Source organism: Geobacillus sp. JS12, from assembly GCF_001592395.1.
Taxonomy (GTDB): domain Bacteria; phylum Bacillota; class Bacilli; order Bacillales; family Anoxybacillaceae; genus Geobacillus; species Geobacillus zalihae.
This window is the reverse complement of sequence record NZ_CP014749.1, coordinates 882224-904985: the sequence shown is the minus strand read 5'-3', so window position 1 is coordinate 904985 and position 22762 is coordinate 882224. Positions and strand designations below refer to the sequence as shown.

The window sequence follows — 22762 nt, the reverse complement described above, 5'->3', positions numbered from 1 at the left end:
AAATGGAGGCTGCACAGCCGGGATGCCGGCCGCTTCAGTTGACAGTCCGTCCTCCTCCCGTTCAAAACCAAACGGATGGCAAGTGAAAAAAACGGGTGTCTTCTCGTTCGCTAGACACCCGTTTCGCATGAGGCTCTTTGATTTTCTGGCGCTTTCTTCTACAGCCATGGACGGATCCATCGACCGCTTGGCCGCAAGCCGAAACAGGGCAATCTCCTATCCGCCCTTATTGCTCCGGTCGTTTCAGCGCAAGCAGCGTCTGTTTTAATTCCGCTTCCATCGCCGCCAGCTCGCGTTCGGCCTGCTGCCGCTTTAATCGACCTTCCGCTTGGATTTTCAACGTTTCTTCGAGCGTAGCGATCAAATTTTCTTGTGTTCGCTTCAACGTTTCGATATCAACCAAGCCACGCTCGTTTTCCTTGGCGATTTCAATGCTGTTTGTTTTTAACATCTCCGAATTGCGCAATAACAGCTCATTCGTCGTTTCGGCGACCTGCTTTTGCGCCGCAGCCGCCCTTTGCTGCCGAAACAGCGTCAAAGCAATCACGACTTGATTTTTCCAAAGAGGGATGGCATGCAAAATCGACGATTGAATCCGCTCGACAAGCGTTTCGTTCATATGCTGAATCATGCGGATTTGGGGCGCAGTCTGGATCGTCACTTGCCGGCTGAGCTTTAGGTCATGCACCCGCTTCTCAAGCCGATCGGCAAACTGCCGCAAATCTTGCACCTCTTGCCATGCCATTTGGTCGCCGGAGCGCTCCGCTTCCGCTTGCTTTTCTGGAATCGTCTTCGTCCGCAGCTCTTCGAGTTTGTATTCCGCTGCCGCAATATAAATATTGAGCACTTCAAAATAGTCTTTGTTTTTTTCATAGAGCGTCTCAAGCATCATGATGTCGCGAAGCAACAAATGCCGGTGCTTCTCAAGCCGATCAGCGATTTTGTCAATTTCAACGCCGATTTTTTGGTATTTCGCCACCATCTCTTGCAGCGGCTTGGCCACTGCGCCGAACAAGCGGGACAGCCACCCTTTTTTCGCCGGCATTAGGTCATCGGGGTTGACCTCCTTAATTTTGGCCATCAGTTCGCTGATCACTTCGCCGACCGGCCCAGCGTCTTTCGTTTGCACATGATGCAAAATCGCATGAGAAAACTTCGACAGCTCGGCTTGCGCCGCCACACCGTATTGCAAGACGGCCTGATGGTTGGCCGGGTCGATTTGTTTGGCGAGCGCAAGCGCTTTTTCCCGATGCTCAGGCTTCAACGCATCAAGCGCGCGCGCCGGCTTTTCTTCCTCCTTGAGCCGCGGTTCGGCCGGCGAAGAAAACGGCTTTGCAAGTAGCTCATCAAGGGAACTTGTCCGTTCCAGCCCTTGCAGCCAATCCGTCGGTTCCATCCCGTGATTCCGTTCGTCCATCGTCATTCTCCTTTCTTTGACAGCGGCAGACGAAGCCCATCCGATTGTCGGAGCGATCGCTCGAGCCATTTCGCTTCCGTTTGCAGCGACCAGATGTCGTTCGATAACACCTCAAGCAACTGCCGTTCAGCCGCTGAAGTCAGCTCGTCAAGCACTCTTTCCGTCTCCTGCAACGCTTTTGCCATATCGGCGCTTTGCACCGGCTGTTGTGCCAAATAAACGTATTTCTCCACCATCTCCACCGCCGTCGGCCATTCGTTTAAGAAAAATGGCTGGGCGAGGCGCAGTTGATGTGGTTGTTGCTCGATGGCGCGAATGATTCGATCGACGATGGCACTCAACCGGGAAACCGTTTGCCACATCACCACAGAACGAAGCCGATAGCGAGCGCGACGCAGCCGCTTCCATAACGCGCGCGCTTCGCCAAGCTGGCTGCGAACGTAGACAAGCTCCTCAGCGGACACATCAGCCGGCAGGCGATGATGCCGCCTTTTCATGATGGCGGACACCCCCCACATCGCCCCCATTCCGGATAAAATCGAAGGCCAAAAGCGAAAATCAGCAGCGATGAATACGATCACCGCGACGATGACCCCTGCGTTCCATGAGACAAACCAACGCCATATCGTACGAAGCAGCTGCTTCATGGTCCCTCTCCTTCTTTAATCTTTTCTTTCATTATAGCATGTCCATTCCATGATACGTACAAGCGCCCAAAGAAGTTTCATCGCCAACTGGACGGCGCGCATAGGACAATGGCCGCTTCGAATAGGCTATAGTAACAGGGCCATCGAAAGGGGAATCGGGATGAAAGCGATCAATTGGCAGCTTGTCTCCTTTGTCGCGATCTCGCTGTTGAAAGAATATTGGTGCTATGCCGGACTGCCGCGCGTCTACTATTGGCAGGCGGCGGATGATGACAAAAAAACTGCCTAACAGCAGAAGGAGGGAACACGATGCAGCCTTGGCACCGCCCCACACCGCCAACCGCCTCCCGCGCCGCACTGACCGTCACCGGCCAAGGGACAGTCAGCGCCAAGCCAGACACCGTCCTCATTGCGATCGGGGTGCGCACCGAACACGTCCATATTCAAGAAGCGCTTGCTGACAACGCGAAACGCACCGACGCAGTCATTGGAGCACTCAAGGCGCTTGGCGTGCAAACAGAAGATTTGGAGACGACGGCGTTTTCCATCTATCCCCAATACGAACATCACAATGGAGCCGACGTATTATCCAGCTATGGAGTCGAACATTGGCTTGAAATCACCGTCCGCGACCCTAAAAAAGCCGGCGCCATTTACGAGGCGGCCGTTGCCCATGGAGCAAACCTCGCTCGCGGCTTGGAATTCCGTCTAGCAAACGAACAAGCCCATTACCAGCAGGCATTGGCGTTGGCCGTGAAAAACGCCAAAGAAAAAGCGCTGGCCATCGCCCGCGCTCTCAGCTTGCCTCTTTATGACACGCCGATTGAACTGAAAGAACAGTCATCGATCCGGCCGTCGCCATACGGTCCGGCTGTTCTCAGCGTTTCCTCATCAGCGCCGCCTGTGCAGACGCAAGATGTTGTCATTACCGCCGTCGTGGAAGCGGTATTTGCTTATTCGTTCATTTCGTGATATCGACTTCATGGACGCGGGCGCCGCCAAACAGCTCGACGCGGACGGTTTTCTTTTTCCCATTCGAATGGACGACGGTTACAGCGTACGCGCCCGGCAAATACGGGCCGATTTTTTTGACAAATGGGTCTTTCGTCGCCTCCTCTTCCGTTTTCACCCCATTGACGACAAGCAACGCCTCCGGATCATCGACGCGCACATGGAGAAAATAGAGGGCTGGCTCAAACACATACCGGTCCTCAAACACGTGAATCGTAAACACCGGCGGGTGAGATGTCAATCCCTTAATATACACGTGGCCGCTCTTGCGCTGGCGGGCAAACTCCCGATCTAGCTGTTCATACGCTTCTGGGTGCCGTTCCACATACGCGAACAACGGCGCCAACGTTTTCTCGTTGATCGGCACTGTTTCCTCCGTCACCCGCAGCATCGCCTGCAAAGCGGCCACATCGCGGTCTTCGATCGCATCTTTTAAGCGCATAATCGCCATTTCTCGGCTCGCGGCCGTCTTCAACGCCCCATACCCGCTCCAAAGAAGCGTGCTCGCCCCCACAGAACGACGATGGCGACAAGCAGCCAGCCGATGAGACGGTATTGCTTTTTTCTCCTCTTTTCCCGAGACAAAACGCGCGCTTGCTGCCTCTTTTCGCTGCGCGCCAACGCCGCGGCGCCGTTCTGACCGCCGCGGCTTCCCGTTTCCCCTCAATGGCATCCGGTTCGAACACGCGCGGTTTCATGAGCGCTTCCCCTCTCCTTCTCGCTGTCTAGTTCCACTTTATGTCAGAGACAGGGAATATATGTTACACGAACAACGGTGCGCTTTTTATTATACCCGCCTGAGCGAAAAACGGATAGCCGTTTGCACCGCCCATTATCGCAAAAACGAAGCGTTCGGTCGCTCCATTCGCCGCCCGACTTGTTGAAACATCCAGGCGTATAAGGCCGCGCTTCCTAGCGCCAGCATCCCAAGGACAACGAACGTCCATGCATAGCCGATCCATTCCGCAGCGACGAGCGACAGCGGCGCCAACATCCGCCCGATCGTAAAACGGAGACTGGCGGCGGCAAAATATTGGCCGCGCATCACCTCCGGAGCCAAGCGGGAAATGAACGACTGCTGCAAGCCAGCTGTCATCAGCTCAGCCAGCGTAAACAGCGCCATGACCGCGATCAATCCGAGCAGCGAAGACGTTTGACTAAACAGCCACATCGAAATGCCGTATAAGAGGGATGAACCGACAAACGCCTGCCGCTCCGAGTAGCGAGACATCCAACGCGTCACAGCCACCGTGCATAGTGCGACCAACAGACCGTTTTCGGCAATGAGCCAACTAAAGGCGCTCGCGCCGTCAATCGTCCATCCTGCCCATGTTTCGGCTTCGACCGTTTCTTTTGTATATACCGGGATCAGCAAGTCAAGCTGTGTAAACGTTTGTGCCACCAACACTCCAGCAACGATAAACAGGAAAAAGACACGGTCGCGGACAATGATGGCATACTGCTTGAACTGCGTGCGCAAAAAAGACTGCCATGTCCCTCTCCTTTGTTGGCCGGCTGCGGCTAGAGGCGCCGTCTCACGCAACGTTTTGGAGAGCAGTGTTGCCATCGCAAAACATGAACATGCCGCCAAAAGCAATAAGGCAAACCGATGCTCAGCATAAAAAAGACCGCCAATTGTCGGGCCGATGACAACCGAAATATTGATGGATGTGTAAAACACAGCAAACACATCGCTCCGGTCTTTCTCCGGAACCACATCGGACACCATCGCCTGGCTCGCCGGCCAATAAAATGACCCGCAAATGCCAGCCAGCGTAAAACTAAGAAATCCAACAAACGGCGACGACCACCAAGGGGAGCTGGCCAAGGCGAAAACGAAAAACGCCGCCCCCTGTCCGTAGGCGGATAACACCATCATCCGCTTGCGTCCGAATACATCAGCACAATAGCCGCCCATTAAATTGGTGATGACCGAGAACAACTGCGAAACAATCAACAACAACCCCGCTGTCTCTTTGCCAAAGGCATCGGCAAAATAAATCGATATAAACGGAAAAAACATCCAAAAGGTCGTATTCATGAGCGCCTCGCCAAACAGGCGCACTTTTAGGTTGCGGTCCCAATCGCGTATTCGCATCCGCTGTCCCCCTAATCTTTCGTCTTTCGAATTTCTTTGGAAATTATATCATATTTTGATAGGGGATCGGAGAAATATTTTTCAAATAAAAAAGGGCTGACCCAAAAGGGTGTTTTTCTTGTTTCATGACTATATAAAAAAGGTGTCCCGATCCTGTTGGGACACCCTCGACTTGCATTTCGTTTGTCTCTTACTTGCGGATGAATTGCTGTGTCCAAATATATCCATTTTCTTCAAAACCAACGCCGATATGCGTAAAGTTTTTGTTCAAAATGTTTGCCCGATGGCCTTCACTGTTCATCCACGCATTGACCACTTCTTGCGGGGTGCGTTGGCCTTTGGCAATGTTTTCCCCGGCAGCCGTGTACGAGATGCCGAATTTTTTCATCATCTCAAATGGAGAACCGTACGTCGGGCTGTTGTGCGAGAAGTAGTGTTTCACCGCCATATCGCGCGATTTTTCGCGGGCGACTTTGCTGAGGGCCAAGTCAACTTGAAGCGGCGGCAAGCCGTATTTTGCCCGCTCTTTATTCGTCAGTTCAACGACTTGTTGCTCATAGGCGTTTAAGCCGGTTGTTTGTTGTGTTGTTGTCTTTGGCGCCGTTGCTGGCGTTTTTGCCGATGCTTGCGTATTCGCAGCCGGTTTCGTCGCTGGCTGTTTGACCGTTGCCGGCGCCTGCGGTTTTGTCGTTGGCTGTTTTGCCGCCGGTTGTTGGGTTGCCGGTTTTACCGGTTGGAACGACACGAACGGGAAGTATTGTTGCAGCCATTTCTCAAAATCTTGAACGTTTGTGCTGACATATTTTACTTGATACGCATTCGCTGTCGGACACGTCGTCCCAGCTGCTTCCGTTTTTCCTGTTGCCGCGAATGAAGCGCCGACGAGCGCGACCGAAGCGGCGATCGTTGCTAACGTTTTTTTCTTCATCGGAATTCCTCCTTGTATCCTCTATTTGAAAGTTTCAGAGATCTTGCGTCCGTCAGTCATGCCTACACGATGAGATTTGAAGAGGAACGGTTTCGTTGTTCCCTTGCCTTCGCCCTCATTATAACACGGGTTTTTTGTAATATTTTTGGGCTAAAATGGAAAAACACGCAGGCTGGCAACACCCGGAAAACAAAGCGCTAGTTTTCATTGCCAGTTCGCTTCCCATCACGGCGGCCGCAACGATTGGAAGCGGCATCCTTTCACTAATTGCCGTTCCTTTTTCCCCTCTATTATTCTAGCCGCCCACATTTTTCTAGGAAAAAGGGAGTTGACAGCCTCTTTTTTGAACCATTTCATTTAACAATTGTTACAGCTGTGTTACAAAACAGATGATCATGTTTCTCCTGTTGTATCAAACAGAAAAAGCCGGGGTTGCAAGCCCCAGCTTTGATGACCATTTTATTCTTTATCAACGACAAGCACGGTTTGCACTTCGTTCGGCTTCACCTCGACCGCAAACGTTCCGCATTCGTCCGCCGCGAGCGAGTCAAGCAGCTCCTCGTTGAGATTCGTGCGAAAAACGCCCGAGAACGGCTTGTTCCATTGGAACGCCGCCGTCGTTATCGTTGGCGTTGAATTGTAAAAGAGGAGCTTATCGGCATACAGCCGCACCCGTTCGTCAAAGCGCATCGATCTCCATCCCCCACCGTCTCATCGTTTGCTACTATTTTAACAAGAACGGATGGCGATTGGCTATAGAGCGCCTCTTCTATTGCGATAGTTGATGCCCCTCAACCAACACCGGAATGCGCGCTTTATACTTCTCCACCCATCGGCGGTTATGTTCATCCGCCCCCTCAATGTTGCCGCTTAAAAAGATCGGCGGTTCTATTCCATTTTCCGCCATATGAACAATCGCCTTGGCAAAAATCGCGTTTAAAATCGCGCTGCCGATCACGGTCGAAGTAGGGGCAAATGGAACGGAAACATTCGGATGAGCTAAAATCGCGTCTCCTCTCACACAATGATTGTCAATCACCAAGTCCACCACTTCATACAATAACCGACCGCTCTTATGCCTCGACGGTTGACTCTTCGAATATTCCAAAGATGTAATCGCGATCGTATACGCTCCTTTCTCTTTTGCCGCCAACGCCACATCAATCGGAACCGGATTGCGCCCCGATGTGGACAACACAAAAAACACATCTTCAGGACGGATATCCTCATGATCGATAAAATGTTGTGCGAAATCATTCATTCTCTCCAACATTGACGACCGTACCGCCCCTTCGTGAAGCATCAGCGGCTCGACAAAGATCGGTTTCACCGGAACAAGCCCTCCCGCCCGGTAAAACACTTCCTCCATCAAAATATGGGAATGGCCGCATCCGAATAACTGAACGATTCCGCCGTTTTGAATCGCTTCGCTTACCATATGGGCGGCCTTTTTTAGATTGTCCTTTTCATGGCTTAAAACGAGTTCCAGACGTTCATTGATTTTTTGGAAATATTGATCGATCATCGGCCATTCGCCCCTTAAGCGCTTGGTTTCCTATCCCTAAACTAGATTTAGCCCGCCGCAGCCACGGTTAGACCCGCTCCTGCAGCCAAAAAAACGGCTTCCCCTATATAAGGAAGCCGTCCGTCGGTTCCATCGCATTCCTTGCTTTACTGCCCTGTATATCCGCCAACCGGGATATTGTCCTTCCGCGCCACCCCAGTGCGGTAAGCGGCTTCGATGACCGCTTGTCTGACGCGTTCGACGACTTTGCTGTTAAACACGCTCGGGATGATGTACGTTTCGTTCAATTCATCCTCCGTCACGACAGAGGCAATCGCCTTCGCGGCAGCGAGCTTCATTTCCTCGTTAATTTCTCTCGCCCGGCAATCCAATGCACCGCGGAAAATGCCTGGGAAGCAAAGGACGTTGTTAATTTGGTTCGGATAGTCGGAACGCCCGGTCGCCATCACGCGCACGTACGGCTCAGCCAGTTCCGGATCGATCTCCGGCACCGGATTGGCCATCGCAAACACGATCGGATCGCGCGCCATCTTTTTCACGTCATCCACTTTCAAAATGCCCGGAGCGGAAACGCCAATAAACACATCTGCGCCGGCGATGACATCGGACAAGCTCCCTTTCAGATTATCCGGGTTCGTGATTTTCGCATATTCTTGCCAATACGGATTTTCGTACGTTTCATCGCGGTGGATGGCGCCATGACGATCGACCCCGATAATGTTGCGCACGCCGGCAGCGAGCAAAATTTTCGTGCAGGCGATGCCAGCGGCGCCAATGCCGGTGAGAACTACTTTAATGTCCTCGAGCTTTTTGTCGACAATTTTCAGCGCGTTGAGCAACCCGGCCAAGAGCACGACCGCCGTGCCGTGTTGGTCGTCATGGAACACCGGGATGTCGAGCTCTTCTTTCAAACGCGCCTCAATTTCAAAGCAGCGCGGCGCTGAAATGTCTTCCAAGTTGATGCCGCCAAACGCCGGGGCGATCGCTTTCACAATTTGGATGATTTCTTCCGTGTCTTTTGTATCCAAACAAATCGGAAACGCATCGACGCCGGCAAACTGTTTAAACAGCATCGCTTTCCCTTCCATGACCGGCATCGCCGCATACGGACCGATGTCGCCAAGCCCGAGCACCGCCGTGCCGTCCGAGACGACGGCGACCGTATTCCGTTTAATCGTCAGCGAATACGCCTTGCGCGGATCTTCGGCAATCGCCGTGCAGACGCGCGCCACGCCCGGCGTGTACACCCGCGACAAGTCGTCGCGCGTTTTCACTGGGATTTTTGAATTTGTTTCAATTTTTCCCCCGATATGCATTAAAAACGTGCGGTCGGAAACGTTCACAATTTTGACGCCGCGAATTTTTTTCAGCGCCTCAATGATCAAATCGCACTGCTTCGTGTCAAGGGCGCTGACGGTAATATCGCGCACCGTGTGAACTTTGCTTGACGAAATGACGTCAATCCCGACAATGTCCCCGCCCGCTTTGCCGATTGCGGCGGCGATATCGCTGAACGAAACGATATCTTTTTCGAACTGGAGACGAATCGTAATGTTCATGGCTGCCCCGCCTGGTAATGCCATAGATAACCGCCTTCCTTTTCTCTATTTCATGGTAAGACACTCTATGGTACAAATGTTATCTCATGAATGGGAAAAAGACAACCCTTATCCTCCATCAACCTCTTTTCCGCGGCCGCTTCTTGCTTACCGCCGCATTGCGTTTAGGCTTGGGGCTATGCGGTCCATTTTCGAATTCGCCACCGGTGCGGCCATCCCATTCGGCATCTATTGGGCAATCAAAGCACGGAACAAAATGGAGGTCGCCAAGCAACCATCTGTCCTGCCGCCCCACACGGTTGGTCTGAACGGCAAACGGTCGGGAACACAACAAAACAACGGCCTCCCTTCCTTTCACCCAAAGGGAGGCCATTCTCTTCCACTTATTGAAGCAAGCGGAGAAATTCACGCATAAACGTCGGCAAATCCGGCCACGCATGGGCGGAGACGAGGTTGCCGTCAACGTGGACTGTACGGTCAGACACATACGTCGCTCCTAGCGCCTCAACCCCCGGCTTGCAGGCAATATACGCTGTCAAACTCCGTCCTTTCAGCAAATCCGGCATTGTTTCAAAAATGAGCGAGGCGTGGCAAATGGCGGCAATCGGCTTATTCGCCTCAAAGAAATGGCGAACGATGCGCTGCACGTTCTCATCAAGGCGAATGTACTCCGGAGCGCGCCCGCCCGGAATGACCAATCCGTCGTATTGCGCCGGATCGACTTCGGCGAACGACGCATGGGCGTCGATCAAATAGCCTTGCTTTTCCACGTACGTATCCCAGTCAGCAAAATCGTGAACGACCGTATGCAGTTTCTTTTTCTTCGGCGCGGCAATCGTCGCTTCATAACCTTCTTCAAGCAAGCGGTAATACGGATAGTATACTTCAAGCGCCTCAACAGCGTCGCCGGTAATGATCAACACCTTTTTGCTCATGTTCCTGCCTCCTTGTCCATTTTTTCCTTCTCTTTTATCATAATGGAAATGGACGGAAAGGAAAAGCAAAATGATTGTCGAACTTCTTATTATTGGATTCACCCTTTTGCCGAAACGAAAAGATGCTTTACTACAGAGAAAAAGCAGTTTGTCTATTTTCTCCGCTGCTCGAGGCAAGCCTTGGCGTGCTGGGAGATCGAACAACCACCCGCCTCCCGATTATCAGTTCCATGCATGAATGTGGGGGGCAGCGGTATTCGATCTCCCGATAGTCGATCAAACAGCTCTATTAAAGCTACAAATGTGAAATCTTCAACTTTCATCATAAAATGAAGGGGGAAACAAACATGTCCATCGCTTCATGGCTGGCCGCCTCGCGCCGAACCGTCGTGCTGACCGGCGCCGGCATGTCAACGGAAAGCGGGCTGCCCGATTTCCGTTCACCGCGCACCGGGCTGTGGGCGCGTTTCAATCCGAGCGAACTCGCGACCATCGATGCATTGCATCATCGCCGTGAATCGTTCGTCGAGTTTTACCAATATCGCATTCGCACGTTGCAACAGTGCCAGCCGCACGACGGACACCGCTTGTTGGCCGATTGGGAGCGGCGCGGGATCGTGCAGACGATTGTAACGCAAAATGTCGATGGCTTTCATCAAGAAGCGGGAAGCCGACGCGTCATCGAACTTCACGGCTCGCTCCGCACCGTCCATTGTCAGCGGTGCGGGCAATCAAAGCCCAGCTTTGTCTATTTGCACGGTGTGTTGACGTGCGAATGCGGCGGAGTTTTGCGCCCGTCGGTCGTGTTGTTTGGCGAGCCGTTGCCGGAGAAAGCCATCACGGAAGCATGGAAGGTTGCCCAACAGGCTGATCTATTCCTCGTGCTCGGCTCCTCCCTGCAAGTGTCGCCGGCCAATCAACTGCCGCTTGTCGCCAAACGAAACGGTGCGAAGCTTGTCATCATCAATTGGGAGCCGACTGACTTGGACGATCTCGCCGACGCTGTCATTCACGGCCGGAAAATCGGCGAAGTGCTGAACGAGCTCAATGAGCAATTGGCGGAGGTGAACCATGACTAAAGAAATCATGTTGCAAATGGCGCTCGAATCGATCGGCGACCACTCCCCCATCCGCCATTGGCGCCGCGTCTCGGGCGGCGACATCAATGACGTCTATCGCGTCCAAAGCGGCAAACAAACGTACTTTATCAAAATGCAACGTTTCCCGCCGAGTGGATTTTTCGCTGCCGAACAGATGGGCCTCGAGCTGATCAGGCAAGCACGCGCCATCAACGTTCCGCATACCTTCGGCTTCGGGGAAGCGGACGATTGGAGCTGACTCGTCTTGGAATGGGTCGAAGGAGCAGAAACGGAACAGACGGCCGAACAGCTCGGCCACGGCCTTGCCCGCCTCCATCAATGCCGCGGACCGGCGTTTGGCCTTGACCGCGATACCTATATCGGGACGCTGCCGCAGCGCAACGGCTGGTACGGCCGCTGACCCGACTATTACCGCGACGCCCGCCTTAGACCACAAATGACGCGAGCGGCGGCAAGAGGCCTCCTGCCCGCCAAGCAGCGCAAACGTCTCGAATGGCTGCTCGAGCGGCTTGACCAATGGCTCCCAGATGACTGTTTTCCGTCGCTTTTGCATGGCGATTTATGGAGCGGCAACTGGATTCCAGGGCCAGACGGAGTGCCGTATTTGATCGATCCGTCTGTTTTATATGGCCATCATGAGTTTGAGATCGCGTTTACCGAGCTGTTTGGCGGCTTCCCATCCCGATTTTACGACAGCTATCGCGAGCTTATGCCGCTCTCGGCTGATTATCATGACCGAAAACCACTCTACCAGCTGTTTTACTTGCTCGTTCATCTCAATTTATTTGGCGAAACATACGGCAGCGCTGTTGACCGCGTGCTGGATCGTTACGCGGGGGAGTAGTTTTTCCTGCTTCCCCCGCCATCCTTATTCAGCACGGATCGCTTCGAGCAGCGCATCACCGTTTTCGCTCACGCGCACATAGGCAAACCGAACATTCTCTTGCCGTTTCATCCCCGTTTTTTCCGGAATGAAATACGATTCAATGCCATACACGACTTGCGGGCCGTGAAACGTACCGGTGATGATCACGTCCCCCGGTTGCGGCGTGTATCCCGGCCTTTTTTCCCCATTGACCATATATACGCCAGCCAAACGGTGCACCCCGTCCTCTCCTTTTCGCAGCCCGACTTGCACCCGTCCGCTTCCGTCAAGCGACGGAATGGTGGAAATATCGTACCGAAGCTGAATATAATCCCCTTGCAGCATGGAACGTGGATCGATCGGCTCAAGCTCCAGCTTTACGACGTCACCATATCGCAGCAATCGCTCTTTTTGCCACACGGTATAGCCTAAAAATGAAAATTGAGCGATCACGACTATGAGCGTCAACAACGAAACGCGCCGCCCCCAGCGCACGCCCCGCCCCCATGTGAAGCCATTTCGTTTCTCAAGCCATACCGCCCATGCGAGCAACACTGCTCCCGCCGCCAACAAACTGACCGATTTATGAAGCAAATTCCATGCCAGTTCATAATATTTCAGCACGAGATAAAGCGCTGTGTACACCCAAGCGGTCTTCCGCTCCAGTTGCCGACCGTGGAAAAGAAAGAAGGCAAGCGCTAAAATCATGGCGATATTCAACGTCACGTACAGTCCATCAGCCGCAAACACATCAACGCTTGTCGCGATCCCAAGCGCGCCGAACGCCAAGACAAGCGGAGTGAGAAACGGCGTTCCGCGAAAACGGCCATACGCATACAACCCGCCGCTGACCAAAGCCAAGGTGAGCAACACCTTCCGGCCGTCATCCATCACCGAACTTAAGGCGATCCCTAAATAGACCGTCAGCGCCACCGTCGTCAACCGGCGCACTCCGCTGTCTGATGATCCGATGACGCCAATCGCGAGCCCAATGGCATAGAGGAACAGAGCCGACCGCGAGACCTCCCACGCCATCGCCACCCCGAGCCCATAGCCAACAGCCAGCAGTGTATAACGAACGACCGGATTCCAACGCCGACCAAATGAGGCAGGAACGACAAACCCAAAGATGGAAATGAAAAAGAGCACGTAAGGAGACCATGACTCTGTCCAAAGGAAATACAAGCCAAGCAGGCTTTGTATGGCCAACGCCGAAGCCGCGAGCGTGACAATCGCTTGAAACACCGCCAAAAACCGCCTTCCAGCTTTCGTCTCCGCTGAAAATAGCCCAGCCCGCCGCAATAGCACAACGCCGCCGTATAGCACTGCAGCGGCTGCCATAAGCCCAATAAGAAGCAACCACGTTTCAAAATGATCAGCGAGCAGGCGAATGTATTGAATCAACAAAAACAGCCCGGCAAACAAACTCGTCAACAACACATACAGCCGCTGCTTGGCGATGACAAGAAAATAATAAAGAAGCCCAGCAAGCAACGCCGCATAAACGTATGGCCACCATGCGTCGCGCCCATAGGAAAAACCGGTTACATCAATCACAAGCAGCCAACCTTGCATGGCCATGTAAGCCAAGCAAGCCATGAGCGGTGTCCGAACGAAAATAAAAAGAACACCGTTTACGATCACGAATAACGATAGCACGCCAAACGAAGACCATTCCGTCCACTCAATCCGATAAGCGGACGGAAAATAATAAAACCAGCACGCAAGCTGCAGCAACCCAATCGCGATCACGGACAGCACCCGTTCTTTTGTCAGTGACGCCAGCACAGCAGTCGGCGCAAGCCAGGCAAGAAACAGCCAATAACTGTCAGCATGCGAATTGTAAATTTGGCCGAGCAGCGCCAACGCAATGCCAAATGACAACACCCCGCCGATCAGCATCCAGCGCCCTAAGAAACGATGGCGGCCCCAAAGCGCCGCGCTTGCGATGTAAAATGCCGCCATCACGCCGATGCTGATCCCGACTTTCGCCTCTCGCCCCATCTCCGGCCAGTTGGCGGCAAAAAAATACACAATGCCGGCAATGATGCACAAAAACGCCAACGCATACCCCGTTTTTACGATACGGGCCGCCATATCGCTTCCCCCTTGTGACTTGATCTTTTCTATAACATATGCTGAAAAAGCTGTCTAGAAGGCTGGTGATTTAGTGAAAAATCGCGGAAAACGGAATCTCTTCTCAAATTGAGAAGTCCTGTAAAATCAACGCTTCTCTTTCAGCCGAAAGCAACGGGTTCGGCGAAATCGGTCGTTTTTCACCAGCCCTCTAGAGGGCCGGTGATTTAGTACAAAATACCGCTATTCCATCTTTTTCTCAATTAGAGAAGCCTTGCGAAATCAGCCTTCTTTTTTTGGTGAAATGCCGCTGATTTGCTCGTGGCAGCCGTTTTTCACCGGCCTTCTAGAAGACCAGTGAAAACACGCCTTATTCCATCGCATTTTCCTAGTTGCCGCTCACCCTTTAGACTGTTTTCTTTATTGCAGTACAGGACACTATGGTTGGAGATCATTTTTTAAGTGGAAAATGTCCATATCATGCTCTGCCACTTTTTTGATCAAATAGTTGATCGATGACTGTTGCGAAGAGAACTGCCGCGAAGCCATGTCAAGAGCGGCCTGATGCTTATGGAGCATGTTCTCGATATAGCGAAAGTGGCTCCGCATTTCTAGTGTGAGGTTGTCAACTTTTTCTTCGACCCGTTCAACTTTCCCTTCAAGCCGTTGCCGTCCTTCCTTCAATGTTTGCACATCGCTTTTGACCACGTCCATGTCGGCTTTCAGTGTTTGAACGTCGCCTTTGACCGCGTCCATGTCGGCTTTCAGTGTTTGAACGTCGCCTTTGACCGCGTCCATGTCGGCTTTCAGTGTTTGAACGTCGCCTTTGACCACGTCCATGTCGGCTTTCAGTGTTTGAACGTCGCCTTTGACCGCGTCCATGTCGGCTTTCAGTGTTTGAACGTCGCCTTTGACCGCGTTCATATCCACTTTTAATGTGCGCACATCCTCCTCAACCCGGTGAAGCCGTTGGTCCAAGCGGGCTTGTCCCTTCTGTAACAACTGCACTTCATCTTCCAAACGCGCCTGCCCTTCCTTGAGCGCTTGCACCTCGCCTTCCAAGCGCGCCTGCCCTTCCTTGAGCGCTTGCACCTCGCCTTCCAAGCGCGCCTGTCCTTCCTTGAGCACCTGCACTTCTCCTTCGAGGCGTGCTTGCCCTTCTTTGAGCGCCCGCACCTCGCCTTCAAGGCGCATCTGCCCTTCCTTGAGCGCTTGCACTTCTCCTTCCAGCCGCGCTTGCCCTTCCTTGAGCGCTTGCACTTCTCCTTCCAGCCGCGCTTGCCCTTCCTTGAGCGCTTGCACCTCGCCTTCGAGGCGCGTCTGCCCTTCTTGAAGCGCTCGGACATTTCCTTCGATCCGATCGAGCCGCACGTGAATGGGATTGAGCTTTTGGTCAAGCAGTTCGGCCATCATTTGCACGAGTTCGGCTTGCTCCATCGTTTCACCTCCTTTTCCCCATTGTATCATTGTCTCGGTCAACGCGATAGTATAGAAAAAGAGATTTTCTCCCTAATTTCGACAACGGCAAAGCTCAACACAAAGCCGCAAAATTTGCTTTTCACCGCGCGAAATCAAAACAAAAATCGTTTTTTGTCCATGTTCTAAAATCCGCTTCAGCGAGTGAACCTACGGTAAAGAGCCAGGCAGGCTGATACATAGGCAACCCCGAGCAAAAACCCACCAAGCACATCAGATGGATAATGCACTTGCAGACTTAACCTGCTTAAGCCAGTCAACAGGGCAAGCGCTCCAAAAACGCCGTAAATCGCGGCCCGTTCGCCGCGCTTCGGGCGTGTTTGCGCCAAAAAGTACGCCAAAAGCAACAAGTAAATCGTCCCGATCATCGCGTGACCGCTCGGAAAACTAAATCCCCCGATTTCAGCATGAGGAGGTCGAGGCCGTCCAATGATATGTTTTAGCCACTCATTGATGCCATATCCCCCGCCGACCGCGATTACAACCAACGCCATTCCGTAGACGTCGCGGCGAAAAAACCATAAACCAATGACAAGCATAATGCTGATGGTGCCAATCGTCTTTCCATTGCCAAGAAACGTAAACGGGTCAAGCCAATTCCAATAATCAAACAGACGCAGCCCCTCTTCATCCATTCTCTCCGTCCATCCAGCGGCCACGCCTGTCCAAACAAGCAAAAAAAGGCCAAGACTCATAGCCGCAGCGATCCATAATCGTCGATTCATGCTGAGCATCACTCTCCTCCTTATATCTTCTTTTCCAGAAAAACAAAAAATCCTCCTTAAAAAGCGGTGCTTTTTAAGGAGGGATCCATCACCACGGCAACTTTGTCTCTCCCATCAGGAACCGATCGACTTCACGAGCCGCCCCTCGGCCTTCATGGATGGCCCAGACGATCAAGCTTTGGCCGCGGCGGGCGTCGCCGGCGGCAAACACGCCCTCGATGTTTGTTGTATATTTGCCGTATGGGGCTTTCACTTTGTTGTTGGCCGTTTCAACGCCAAACTGCTTCAACAACGGCTGCTCTGGCCCTTCAAACCCGATGGCGATAAACACCAAATCGCACGGCCATACTTGTTCCGTCCCCGGAATTTCTTTAAAGATCGCTTTGCCGTTTTCATCGATGATTTTTTCCATTTGAATCGTATGCAGCTCTTTCACGCGGCCGTGCTCGTCGCCAACGATTTTCTTTGTTTGAATGCAATATTGACGCGGGTCGGCGCCGAATTTCGCTTTTGCTTCTTCATACGCGTAGTCAAGCGTAAAGACGAGCGGATATTGCGGCCACGGATTATCGTCCGGGCGCTTGTCCGGCAAGGCAGGGTGTTTGCCGAACTGGACGACGCTTTTGCAGCCTTGGCGCAGCGCGGTCGCCACGCAGTCGGCCCCCGTGTCGCCGCCGCCGATCACAATGACACGTTTTCCCTTGGCATCGATAAACTGGCCGTCGGCAAAATTCGAATCCAATAAACTTTTCGTCACGCCGGTCAAATAATCCATCGCAAAATGGACACCCTCAAGCTCCCGGCCTTCAATGGCCAAATCGCGCTGCTTTTGCGCACCGATGCACAAGACGACGGCGTCGTACTGAGCACGCAGTTCGTCAGCCGTAATATCTTTGCCGACTTCGGTGTTCGTAATAAACGTGATGCCTTCCTCTTCGAGCAGACGCACCCGCCGCTCGACCACTTCTTTTTCCAACTTCATATTCGGAATGCCGTACATCAATAAGCCGCCGATGCGGTCAGCCCGCTCATACACCGTCACCGAATGGCCGGCTTGGTTGAGTTGGTCAGCGCAGGCCAACCCGGCCGGACCGGAGCCGACGATGGCCACCTTTTTCCCCGTGCGCGTCTTCGGGATGCGCGGTTTCACCCATCCCTCGGCAAACCCTTTATCAATAATGGCCCGTTCAATCCCTTTAATGGCAACCGCCGGGTCGGAAATCGCCACCGTGCATGACCCCTCGCACGGCGCCGGACAGACGCGGCCGGTGAATTCCGGGAAGTTGTTCGTTTTCAACAAACGATCAAGCGCTTCTTTCCAGCGGCCTCGGTACACCAAATCGTTCCATTCCGGGATCAAGTTGTGCACCGGACACCCCGAGGTAAGGCCGTTTAGCTCCAATCCCATATGACAAAACGGCGTGCCACAGTCCATACAGCGGGCACCTTGGCGGGCCAGCACGTCTTCGGAAAACGGCTGCGTGTATTCTTTCCAATCATCAAGACGGGAAAGCGGATCGCGCTTTTTCTCTTCCTCGCGTGCATATTCCATAAATCCTGTTGCTTTTCCCACGATGGTTCCCCTCCTTCTTTCCGTACGTATCCTCTCTTCTCTCATGCGGCCTTCCCGCCTGTTGGCCGATCAAAAAGCGGGCCCCGCGAAGCCGCGGAGCCGAAGCGGCGTCGTCACTTCGCGGCCAATCGCAAGCCACAGCGTTACTTCGCCACCGCTTGCAGCTGATGGACGCCGCCGACAGCCGCTTTTTTCTGTTTTGCCACCGTTTCAAACGCCGCCATGACAGCTTCTTCGTGCGAAAGCCCGGACTGTTCGAGCGTTTCGATCGTCTCAATCATCAGTTTGTAATTGCGCGGAATAACTTTGACGAAGCGGCGGACGTAATCGTCCCACTCGTCGAGCACCAATGCAGCCCGCGGGCTTCCTGTATAGCGGTAATGGTTTTGGATCATCCGGCGCACGTCGCGAATTTCTTCCTCGTCTTCGAGCCGCTCAAATGAGACGAGCTCAAGGTTGGCGGTTTGCTGCCAGCTGTCTTCATCGGCAAGAACGTAAGCGATCCCACCGGACATGCCGGCGGCGAAGTTTTTGCCAACCGAACCGAGGATGACAACGCGGCCGCCGGTCATATATTCACAGCCGTGGTCGCCGACGCCTTCGACAACAGCATGGACGCCGCTGTTGCGGACGCAGAACCGCTCCCCAGCGCGGCCGCGAATGTACGCTTCGCCGCTTGTAGCCCCGTAAAACGCCACGTTGCCAATGATGACGTTGTCAGCCGCGGCAAACGGCGCCTCATGCGGCGGACGGACGATCACTTTGCCGCCGGAAAGCCCTTTGCCGACGTAATCATTCGCGTCGCCGACGAGCTCAAGCGTCATCCCTTTCGGCACAAACGCCGCAAAGCTTTGCCCAGCCGATCCGGTGAAATGGAGGCGGATCGTATCATCCGGCAGCCCTTCCTCGCCGTAGCGCTTCGAGATTTCGCTTCCTGTCATCGCCCCGACCGTGCGGTGGACGTTGCGGATGGCGAGGTGAAGTTCGACCGGCTCCTGCCGCTCAAGCGCTGGCTGCACCGCCGGTAAAATTTCCGTATAGTCGAGCGTCTCTTCCATTCGATGGTTTTGCCCTCTGCTGCCTGTGCGCGGGCCATCGACTTGATACAAGAGGCGGGACAAGTCAAGATGTTTCGCTTTCCAGTGCGCTTTTGCCCGCTCGCTCACTTTCAGAATATCGACGCGGCCGACCATTTCGTCGATCGTGCGGAATCCGAGTTCCGCCATCATTTCCCGCACTTCCTGAGCGACGAAATACATGAAATTGACGACATGATCCGGCTCGCCGGTAAATTTCTTGCGCAGCTCCGGATTTTGCGTCGCCACGCCGACCGGACACGTATCCAAATGACAGACGCGCATCATGACACAGCCTAAGACGACAAGCGGAGCCGTCGCAAACCCAAACTCTTCAGCGCCGAACAAAGCGGCCATGACAACATCGCGTCCTGTCATCAATTTTCCGTCCGTTTCCAAGACGACGCGGTCTCGCAAACCATTCAACATGAGCGTCTGATGCGTTTCCGCCAATCCGAGCTCCCACGGCAAGCCGGCATGCTTGATGCTCGTTTTCGGCGACGCACCCGTGCCGCCGTCATAGCCGCTGATGACGATGACATCGGCGTTCCCTTTCGCCACGCCAGCCGCGATTGTGCCGACGCCGGCCTTGGCGACGAGCTTGACGCTGATGCGCGCGTCTTTGTTGGCGTTTTTCAAATCGTAAATGAGCTGGGCCAAGTCTTCGATCGAGTAAATGTCATGGTGCGGCGGCGGGGAAATGAGCTCGACTCCCGGCGTTGAGCCGCGCACTTTGCCGACCCACGGATACACTTTATTGGCCGGAAGCTGGCCACCTTCACCCGGTTTTGCTCCTTGGGCCATTTTGATTTGCAATTCATCGGCATTGACCAAATAATGGCTTTTTACGCCAAAACGTCCGGACGCCACTTGTTTGATCGCGCTGCGGCGCCAGTCGCCGTTTTCATCTTTCACATAGCGGGCCGGGTCTTCGCCGCCCTCGCCGCTGTTGCTTTTTCCGCCGATCCGGTTCATGGCGATCGCCAGCGCCTCATGGGCTTCCTGGCTGATCGAACCGAACGACATGGCCCTGTTTTAAAGCGGCGGACGATCGACTCGACCGGTTCGACTTCCTCAATCGGCACCGGTTGCCGGCTCGAATCGAAATCGAACAAATTGCGCAAGAACGTCAACTGTTCTTCATTGGCCAGTTTCGAATATTGTTTATAGAGGTTGTAATCGTTTTTCCGGCACGCCCACTGCAGCAAATGGATCGTCTTCGGGTTGAACGCGTGATGTTCGCCGTTGCGCCGCCATTGCAACTCGCTGCCCGTATCGAGCACATCGTCTTCATGCCGCGCGCCGAAAGCGGCTTCGTGGCGCATTTTCGCTTCTTTTGCAATTTCCGCAAGCCCGATGCCGCCAATTTGCGACGCCGTGCCGGTGAAGTATTCCTCAATGACATCGTTGCCGATGCCGACGGCCTCAAAAATTTGCGCGCCGCGGTAGCTTTGCACCGTCGAAATGCCCATTTTCGACATCACTTTGACGACGCCGTCAACAGCCGCCTTGATATATGTTTTCACCGCTTCACGGTAAGACAAGGCGATCGTGCCGTTTTCTGACGCTTGGCGGATCGTCTCGAGCGCCAAGTACGGGTTGATGGCGTCCGCCCCGTAGCCGATGAGCGCCGCAAAATGATGCACTTCCCGCGCTTCGCCGCTTTCGACCAGCAGGCTGACGTTTGTGCGCGTCCCGTTGCGGACAAGGTGTTGATGAAGCCCGCTTACCGCCAGCAACACCGGAATCGCCACATGCGTGTCATCGACGCCGCGGTCGGACAGCACAAGAAGCGCCGCCCCGTTTTCGATCGCTTCATCCGCTTTGGCAAACAGCTCATCAAGCGCCTGTTTCAAATCATCCGTAAACAGCGTCGGCAGCACCACACAGGCAAACTCCGGATACGGATTGGCTTTTAACGCCGCCAGTTCCTCGTTCGTCAACAGCGGCGTCTCAAGGCGGATGCGCCGCGCCGCTTTGGCATCCGGATGCAAAATGTTCCCTTCTTTGCCAAGCAACGTCATCGTCGAGGTGACAACATATTCGCGGATCGCATCAATCGGCGGATTTGTCACTTGGGCGAACAGCTGCTTGAAGTAGTTGAACAAACTTTGCGGCCGCTCCGACAGCACGGCAAGCGGCGCGTCCATGCCCATGGCGCCGGTCGGATCTTTTCCTTCCGCCGCCATCGGCAAAATCGTTTTTTCCACATCTTCAAACGTGTAGCCGAACGCTTTTTGCAGCTTGACAAGCTGCTTCGGCGCTTCGACGTCCTCCGGAATTTCCAGATCGCCAAGCGTGATCATTTGCTCGTTGATCCATTGGCAATATGGCTTTTCATGAGCCATTTCTTCCTTGATTTCCTGGTCGGAGATGATGCGCCCTTGCTCGAGGTCAACCAACAGCATTTTCCCCGGGCTCAGCCGTTCCTTATATAAAATGTTGTTCGGGTCGACATCAATGACGCCGACTTCGGATGAGAAAATAATGTAGTCGTCTTTGGTGACGTAATAGCGGGCCGGACGCAAACCGTTCCGGTCCAAAATGGCGCCGATTTGCTTGCCGTCGGTGAACGAAATCGCCGTCGGTCCATCCCACGGCTCCATGAGACAGCTATGGTACTCGTAAAACGCCTTTTTCGCCCCGTCCATCTGCTCATCCCAAAACCACGGTTCCGGAATAAGCATCATGGCGACATGAGCCGGCTTCCGGCCAGCGAGAACGAAAAATTCAAACGCATTGTCCAAAATCGACGAATCGCTGCCGTTCGTATCCAAAATCGGCACGACTTTTTCCAAATCCGCGCCGAACGCTTCCGACACAAATTGCTTCTCGCGCGCCGTCATCCAGTTGACGTTGCCGCGCAGCGTGTTGATCTCGCCGTTATGGATCAAGTAGCGGTTCGGATGGGCCCGCTCCCAGCTCGGAAACGTGTTCGTGCTGAAGCGCGAGTGCACGAGGGCAAACGCCGAACGGAACCGTTCATCTTGCAAATCCAAATAAAACGCATCGATTTGTTCCGGCGTCAAAAGCCCTTTATACACGATCGTCCGGCTCGAGAAGCTCGCTACATAGCACTCGTTGTGTTCCACACATTTTTCGAATTGTTTGCGGATCACATACAGCTTCCGTTCAAACGCCAACTCATCAGCCACGTCATCACTTGCCGCGACAAACACTTGGCGGATGAACGGCTGGCTTTGCCGCGCCAGTTTGCCAAGCTTTTCACGATCAACTGGAACTGTCCGCCATCCGAGCAGCCGTTGCCCTTCTTGAGCGACGATCTCATTGAACATCGATTCATAGTACGCCCGTTTCGCTTCCTCTTCCGGCAAAAAGAACATCCCGACCCCGTAGCGCCCTTTTTCCGGCAAGTTCATCCCGCCGCACACCGCTTGAAAATACTCATGCGGAATTTGCGTCATAATGCCCGCGCCATCACCTGTTTCCGGATCGCTTCCTTGTCCGCCGCGGTGTTCAAGCTGGCGAAGCATATGGAGCGCTTTTTCGATAATGTCATGTGACGGTTTTCCTTTCAAATGAGCATAAAACCCGATCCCGCATGCATCATGTTCAAATTCCGGGCGATACAGCCCTTGTGCTTCCGGTAATCCGTAGTGTTTCATGCTGCCTTCCCCTCCCGTTCCGAATTGTCTGTAATATTCATTGTAGTTTTCAAAATTAATATAAACAATATATAATTTAGATAAAATCCATCTCTTTTTGCGATCAATCAAAAGGAGGGAGAAAA

Annotated in this window: 17 protein-coding genes and 2 pseudogenes; 5 read left to right on the top strand and 14 right to left on the bottom strand. The window is 53.5% G+C overall.

Annotated elements, in window-relative coordinates:
* Window positions 1-226: 226 nt before the first annotated feature.
* Window positions 227-1417 (bottom strand): toxic anion resistance protein, encoded by a 1191-nt coding sequence (locus tag A0V43_RS04445; protein WP_206501585.1) that lies wholly within the window; start codon window positions 1415-1417, stop codon window positions 227-229.
* 2 nt (window positions 1418-1419) lie between these two features.
* A complete protein-coding gene (locus A0V43_RS04440) occupies window positions 1420-2064 on the bottom strand; it encodes a 5-bromo-4-chloroindolyl phosphate hydrolysis family protein (RefSeq protein ID WP_013145586.1) in 645 nt (214 codons plus the stop codon).
* 160 nt (window positions 2065-2224) lie between these two features.
* Between A0V43_RS04440 and A0V43_RS20770 the strand changes: the two genes are divergently transcribed.
* Together A0V43_RS20770 and A0V43_RS04435 are read left to right on the top strand one after the other, a co-directional pair.
* Complete coding sequence (locus A0V43_RS20770) at window positions 2225-2353, top strand: hypothetical protein (RefSeq protein ID WP_013145587.1); 129 nt, start codon at window positions 2225-2227, stop codon at window positions 2351-2353.
* Between the two features lie 20 nt (window positions 2354-2373).
* Window positions 2374-3036, top strand: a complete 663-nt coding sequence (locus A0V43_RS04435; RefSeq protein WP_063192479.1) for an SIMPL domain-containing protein — start codon at window positions 2374-2376, stop codon at window positions 3034-3036.
* Here A0V43_RS04435 and A0V43_RS04430 read toward each other — a convergent pair.
* From A0V43_RS04430 to A0V43_RS04405, 6 genes are all read right to left on the bottom strand, one after another.
* Window positions 3026-3748 (bottom strand): zinc ribbon domain-containing protein, encoded by a 723-nt coding sequence (locus A0V43_RS04430; RefSeq protein WP_236930920.1) that lies wholly within the window; start codon window positions 3746-3748, stop codon window positions 3026-3028. The genes A0V43_RS04435 and A0V43_RS04430 overlap by 11 nt on opposite strands.
* 159 nt (window positions 3749-3907) lie before the next feature.
* The gene (locus A0V43_RS04425; protein ID WP_015374630.1) at window positions 3908-5173 is read right to left on the bottom strand and encodes an MDR family MFS transporter; all 1266 of its coding nucleotides are present in this window, start codon (window positions 5171-5173) and stop codon (window positions 3908-3910) included.
* A gap of 190 nt (window positions 5174-5363) precedes the next feature.
* Window positions 5364-6101: a CAP domain-containing protein gene (locus A0V43_RS04420; RefSeq protein ID WP_063192478.1), complete on the bottom strand. Its 738-nt coding sequence runs from the start codon at window positions 6099-6101 to the stop codon at window positions 5364-5366.
* Between the two features lie 459 nt (window positions 6102-6560).
* Window positions 6561-6791 (bottom strand): glycosyl hydrolase-related protein, encoded by a 231-nt coding sequence (locus tag A0V43_RS04415; protein ID WP_063192477.1) that lies wholly within the window; start codon window positions 6789-6791, stop codon window positions 6561-6563.
* A 79-nt stretch (window positions 6792-6870) separates the two neighbouring features.
* Window positions 6871-7626 (bottom strand): SIS domain-containing protein, encoded by a 756-nt coding sequence (locus A0V43_RS04410; protein ID WP_063192476.1) that lies wholly within the window; start codon window positions 7624-7626, stop codon window positions 6871-6873.
* Window positions 7627-7772: 146 nt separating this feature from the next.
* Complete coding sequence (locus tag A0V43_RS04405) at window positions 7773-9209, bottom strand: NAD-dependent malic enzyme (protein WP_063192475.1); 1437 nt, start codon at window positions 9207-9209, stop codon at window positions 7773-7775.
* Here A0V43_RS04405 and A0V43_RS19685 point away from each other — a divergent pair.
* Window positions 9178-9600: a hypothetical protein gene (locus A0V43_RS19685; RefSeq protein ID WP_164834591.1), complete on the top strand. Its 423-nt coding sequence runs from the start codon at window positions 9178-9180 to the stop codon at window positions 9598-9600. The genes A0V43_RS04405 and A0V43_RS19685 overlap by 32 nt on opposite strands.
* On the opposite strand, the gene A0V43_RS04400 is transcribed toward A0V43_RS19685, so the two are convergent.
* The gene (locus tag A0V43_RS04400) at window positions 9569-10120 is read right to left on the bottom strand and encodes a DJ-1/PfpI family protein (protein ID WP_063192474.1); all 552 of its coding nucleotides are present in this window, start codon (window positions 10118-10120) and stop codon (window positions 9569-9571) included. The genes A0V43_RS19685 and A0V43_RS04400 overlap by 32 nt on opposite strands.
* Before the next feature lie 347 nt (window positions 10121-10467).
* Between A0V43_RS04400 and A0V43_RS04395 the strand changes: the two genes are divergently transcribed.
* Complete coding sequence (locus tag A0V43_RS04395; protein WP_063192473.1) at window positions 10468-11199, top strand: NAD-dependent deacylase; 732 nt, start codon at window positions 10468-10470, stop codon at window positions 11197-11199.
* Window positions 11192-12064 (top strand): annotated as a pseudogene (locus tag A0V43_RS04390) (fructosamine kinase family protein). Before A0V43_RS04395 ends, A0V43_RS04390 begins: the two are co-directional and overlap by 8 nt.
* Before the next feature lie 24 nt (window positions 12065-12088).
* On the opposite strand, the gene A0V43_RS04385 reads toward A0V43_RS04390, so the two are convergent.
* The 5 genes and pseudogenes from A0V43_RS04385 to gltB all read right to left on the bottom strand — a co-directional run bounded on the left by A0V43_RS04385 (window position 12089) and on the right by gltB (window position 22637).
* Window positions 12089-14182 carry a GDYXXLXY domain-containing protein gene (locus A0V43_RS04385; RefSeq protein ID WP_063192472.1) on the bottom strand — a complete coding sequence of 698 codons (2094 nt, stop codon included), beginning with the start codon at window positions 14180-14182 and terminating at the stop codon, window positions 12089-12091.
* Window positions 14183-14599: 417 nt separating this feature from the next.
* The gene (locus tag A0V43_RS04380; RefSeq protein WP_063192471.1) at window positions 14600-15598 is read right to left on the bottom strand and encodes a coiled-coil domain-containing protein; all 999 of its coding nucleotides are present in this window, start codon (window positions 15596-15598) and stop codon (window positions 14600-14602) included.
* 176 nt (window positions 15599-15774) lie between these two features.
* On the bottom strand, window positions 15775-16371 hold the full coding sequence (locus A0V43_RS04375) for a phosphatase PAP2 family protein (RefSeq protein WP_060787954.1): 597 nt from the start codon (window positions 16369-16371) through the stop codon (window positions 15775-15777).
* A 79-nt stretch (window positions 16372-16450) separates the two neighbouring features.
* Complete coding sequence (locus A0V43_RS04370; RefSeq protein WP_063192470.1) at window positions 16451-17935, bottom strand: glutamate synthase subunit beta; 1485 nt, start codon at window positions 17933-17935, stop codon at window positions 16451-16453.
* A gap of 143 nt (window positions 17936-18078) precedes the next feature.
* Window positions 18079-22637, bottom strand: a pseudogene (gene gltB, locus A0V43_RS04365) (glutamate synthase large subunit).
* Window positions 22638-22762: the final 125 nt, after the last annotated feature.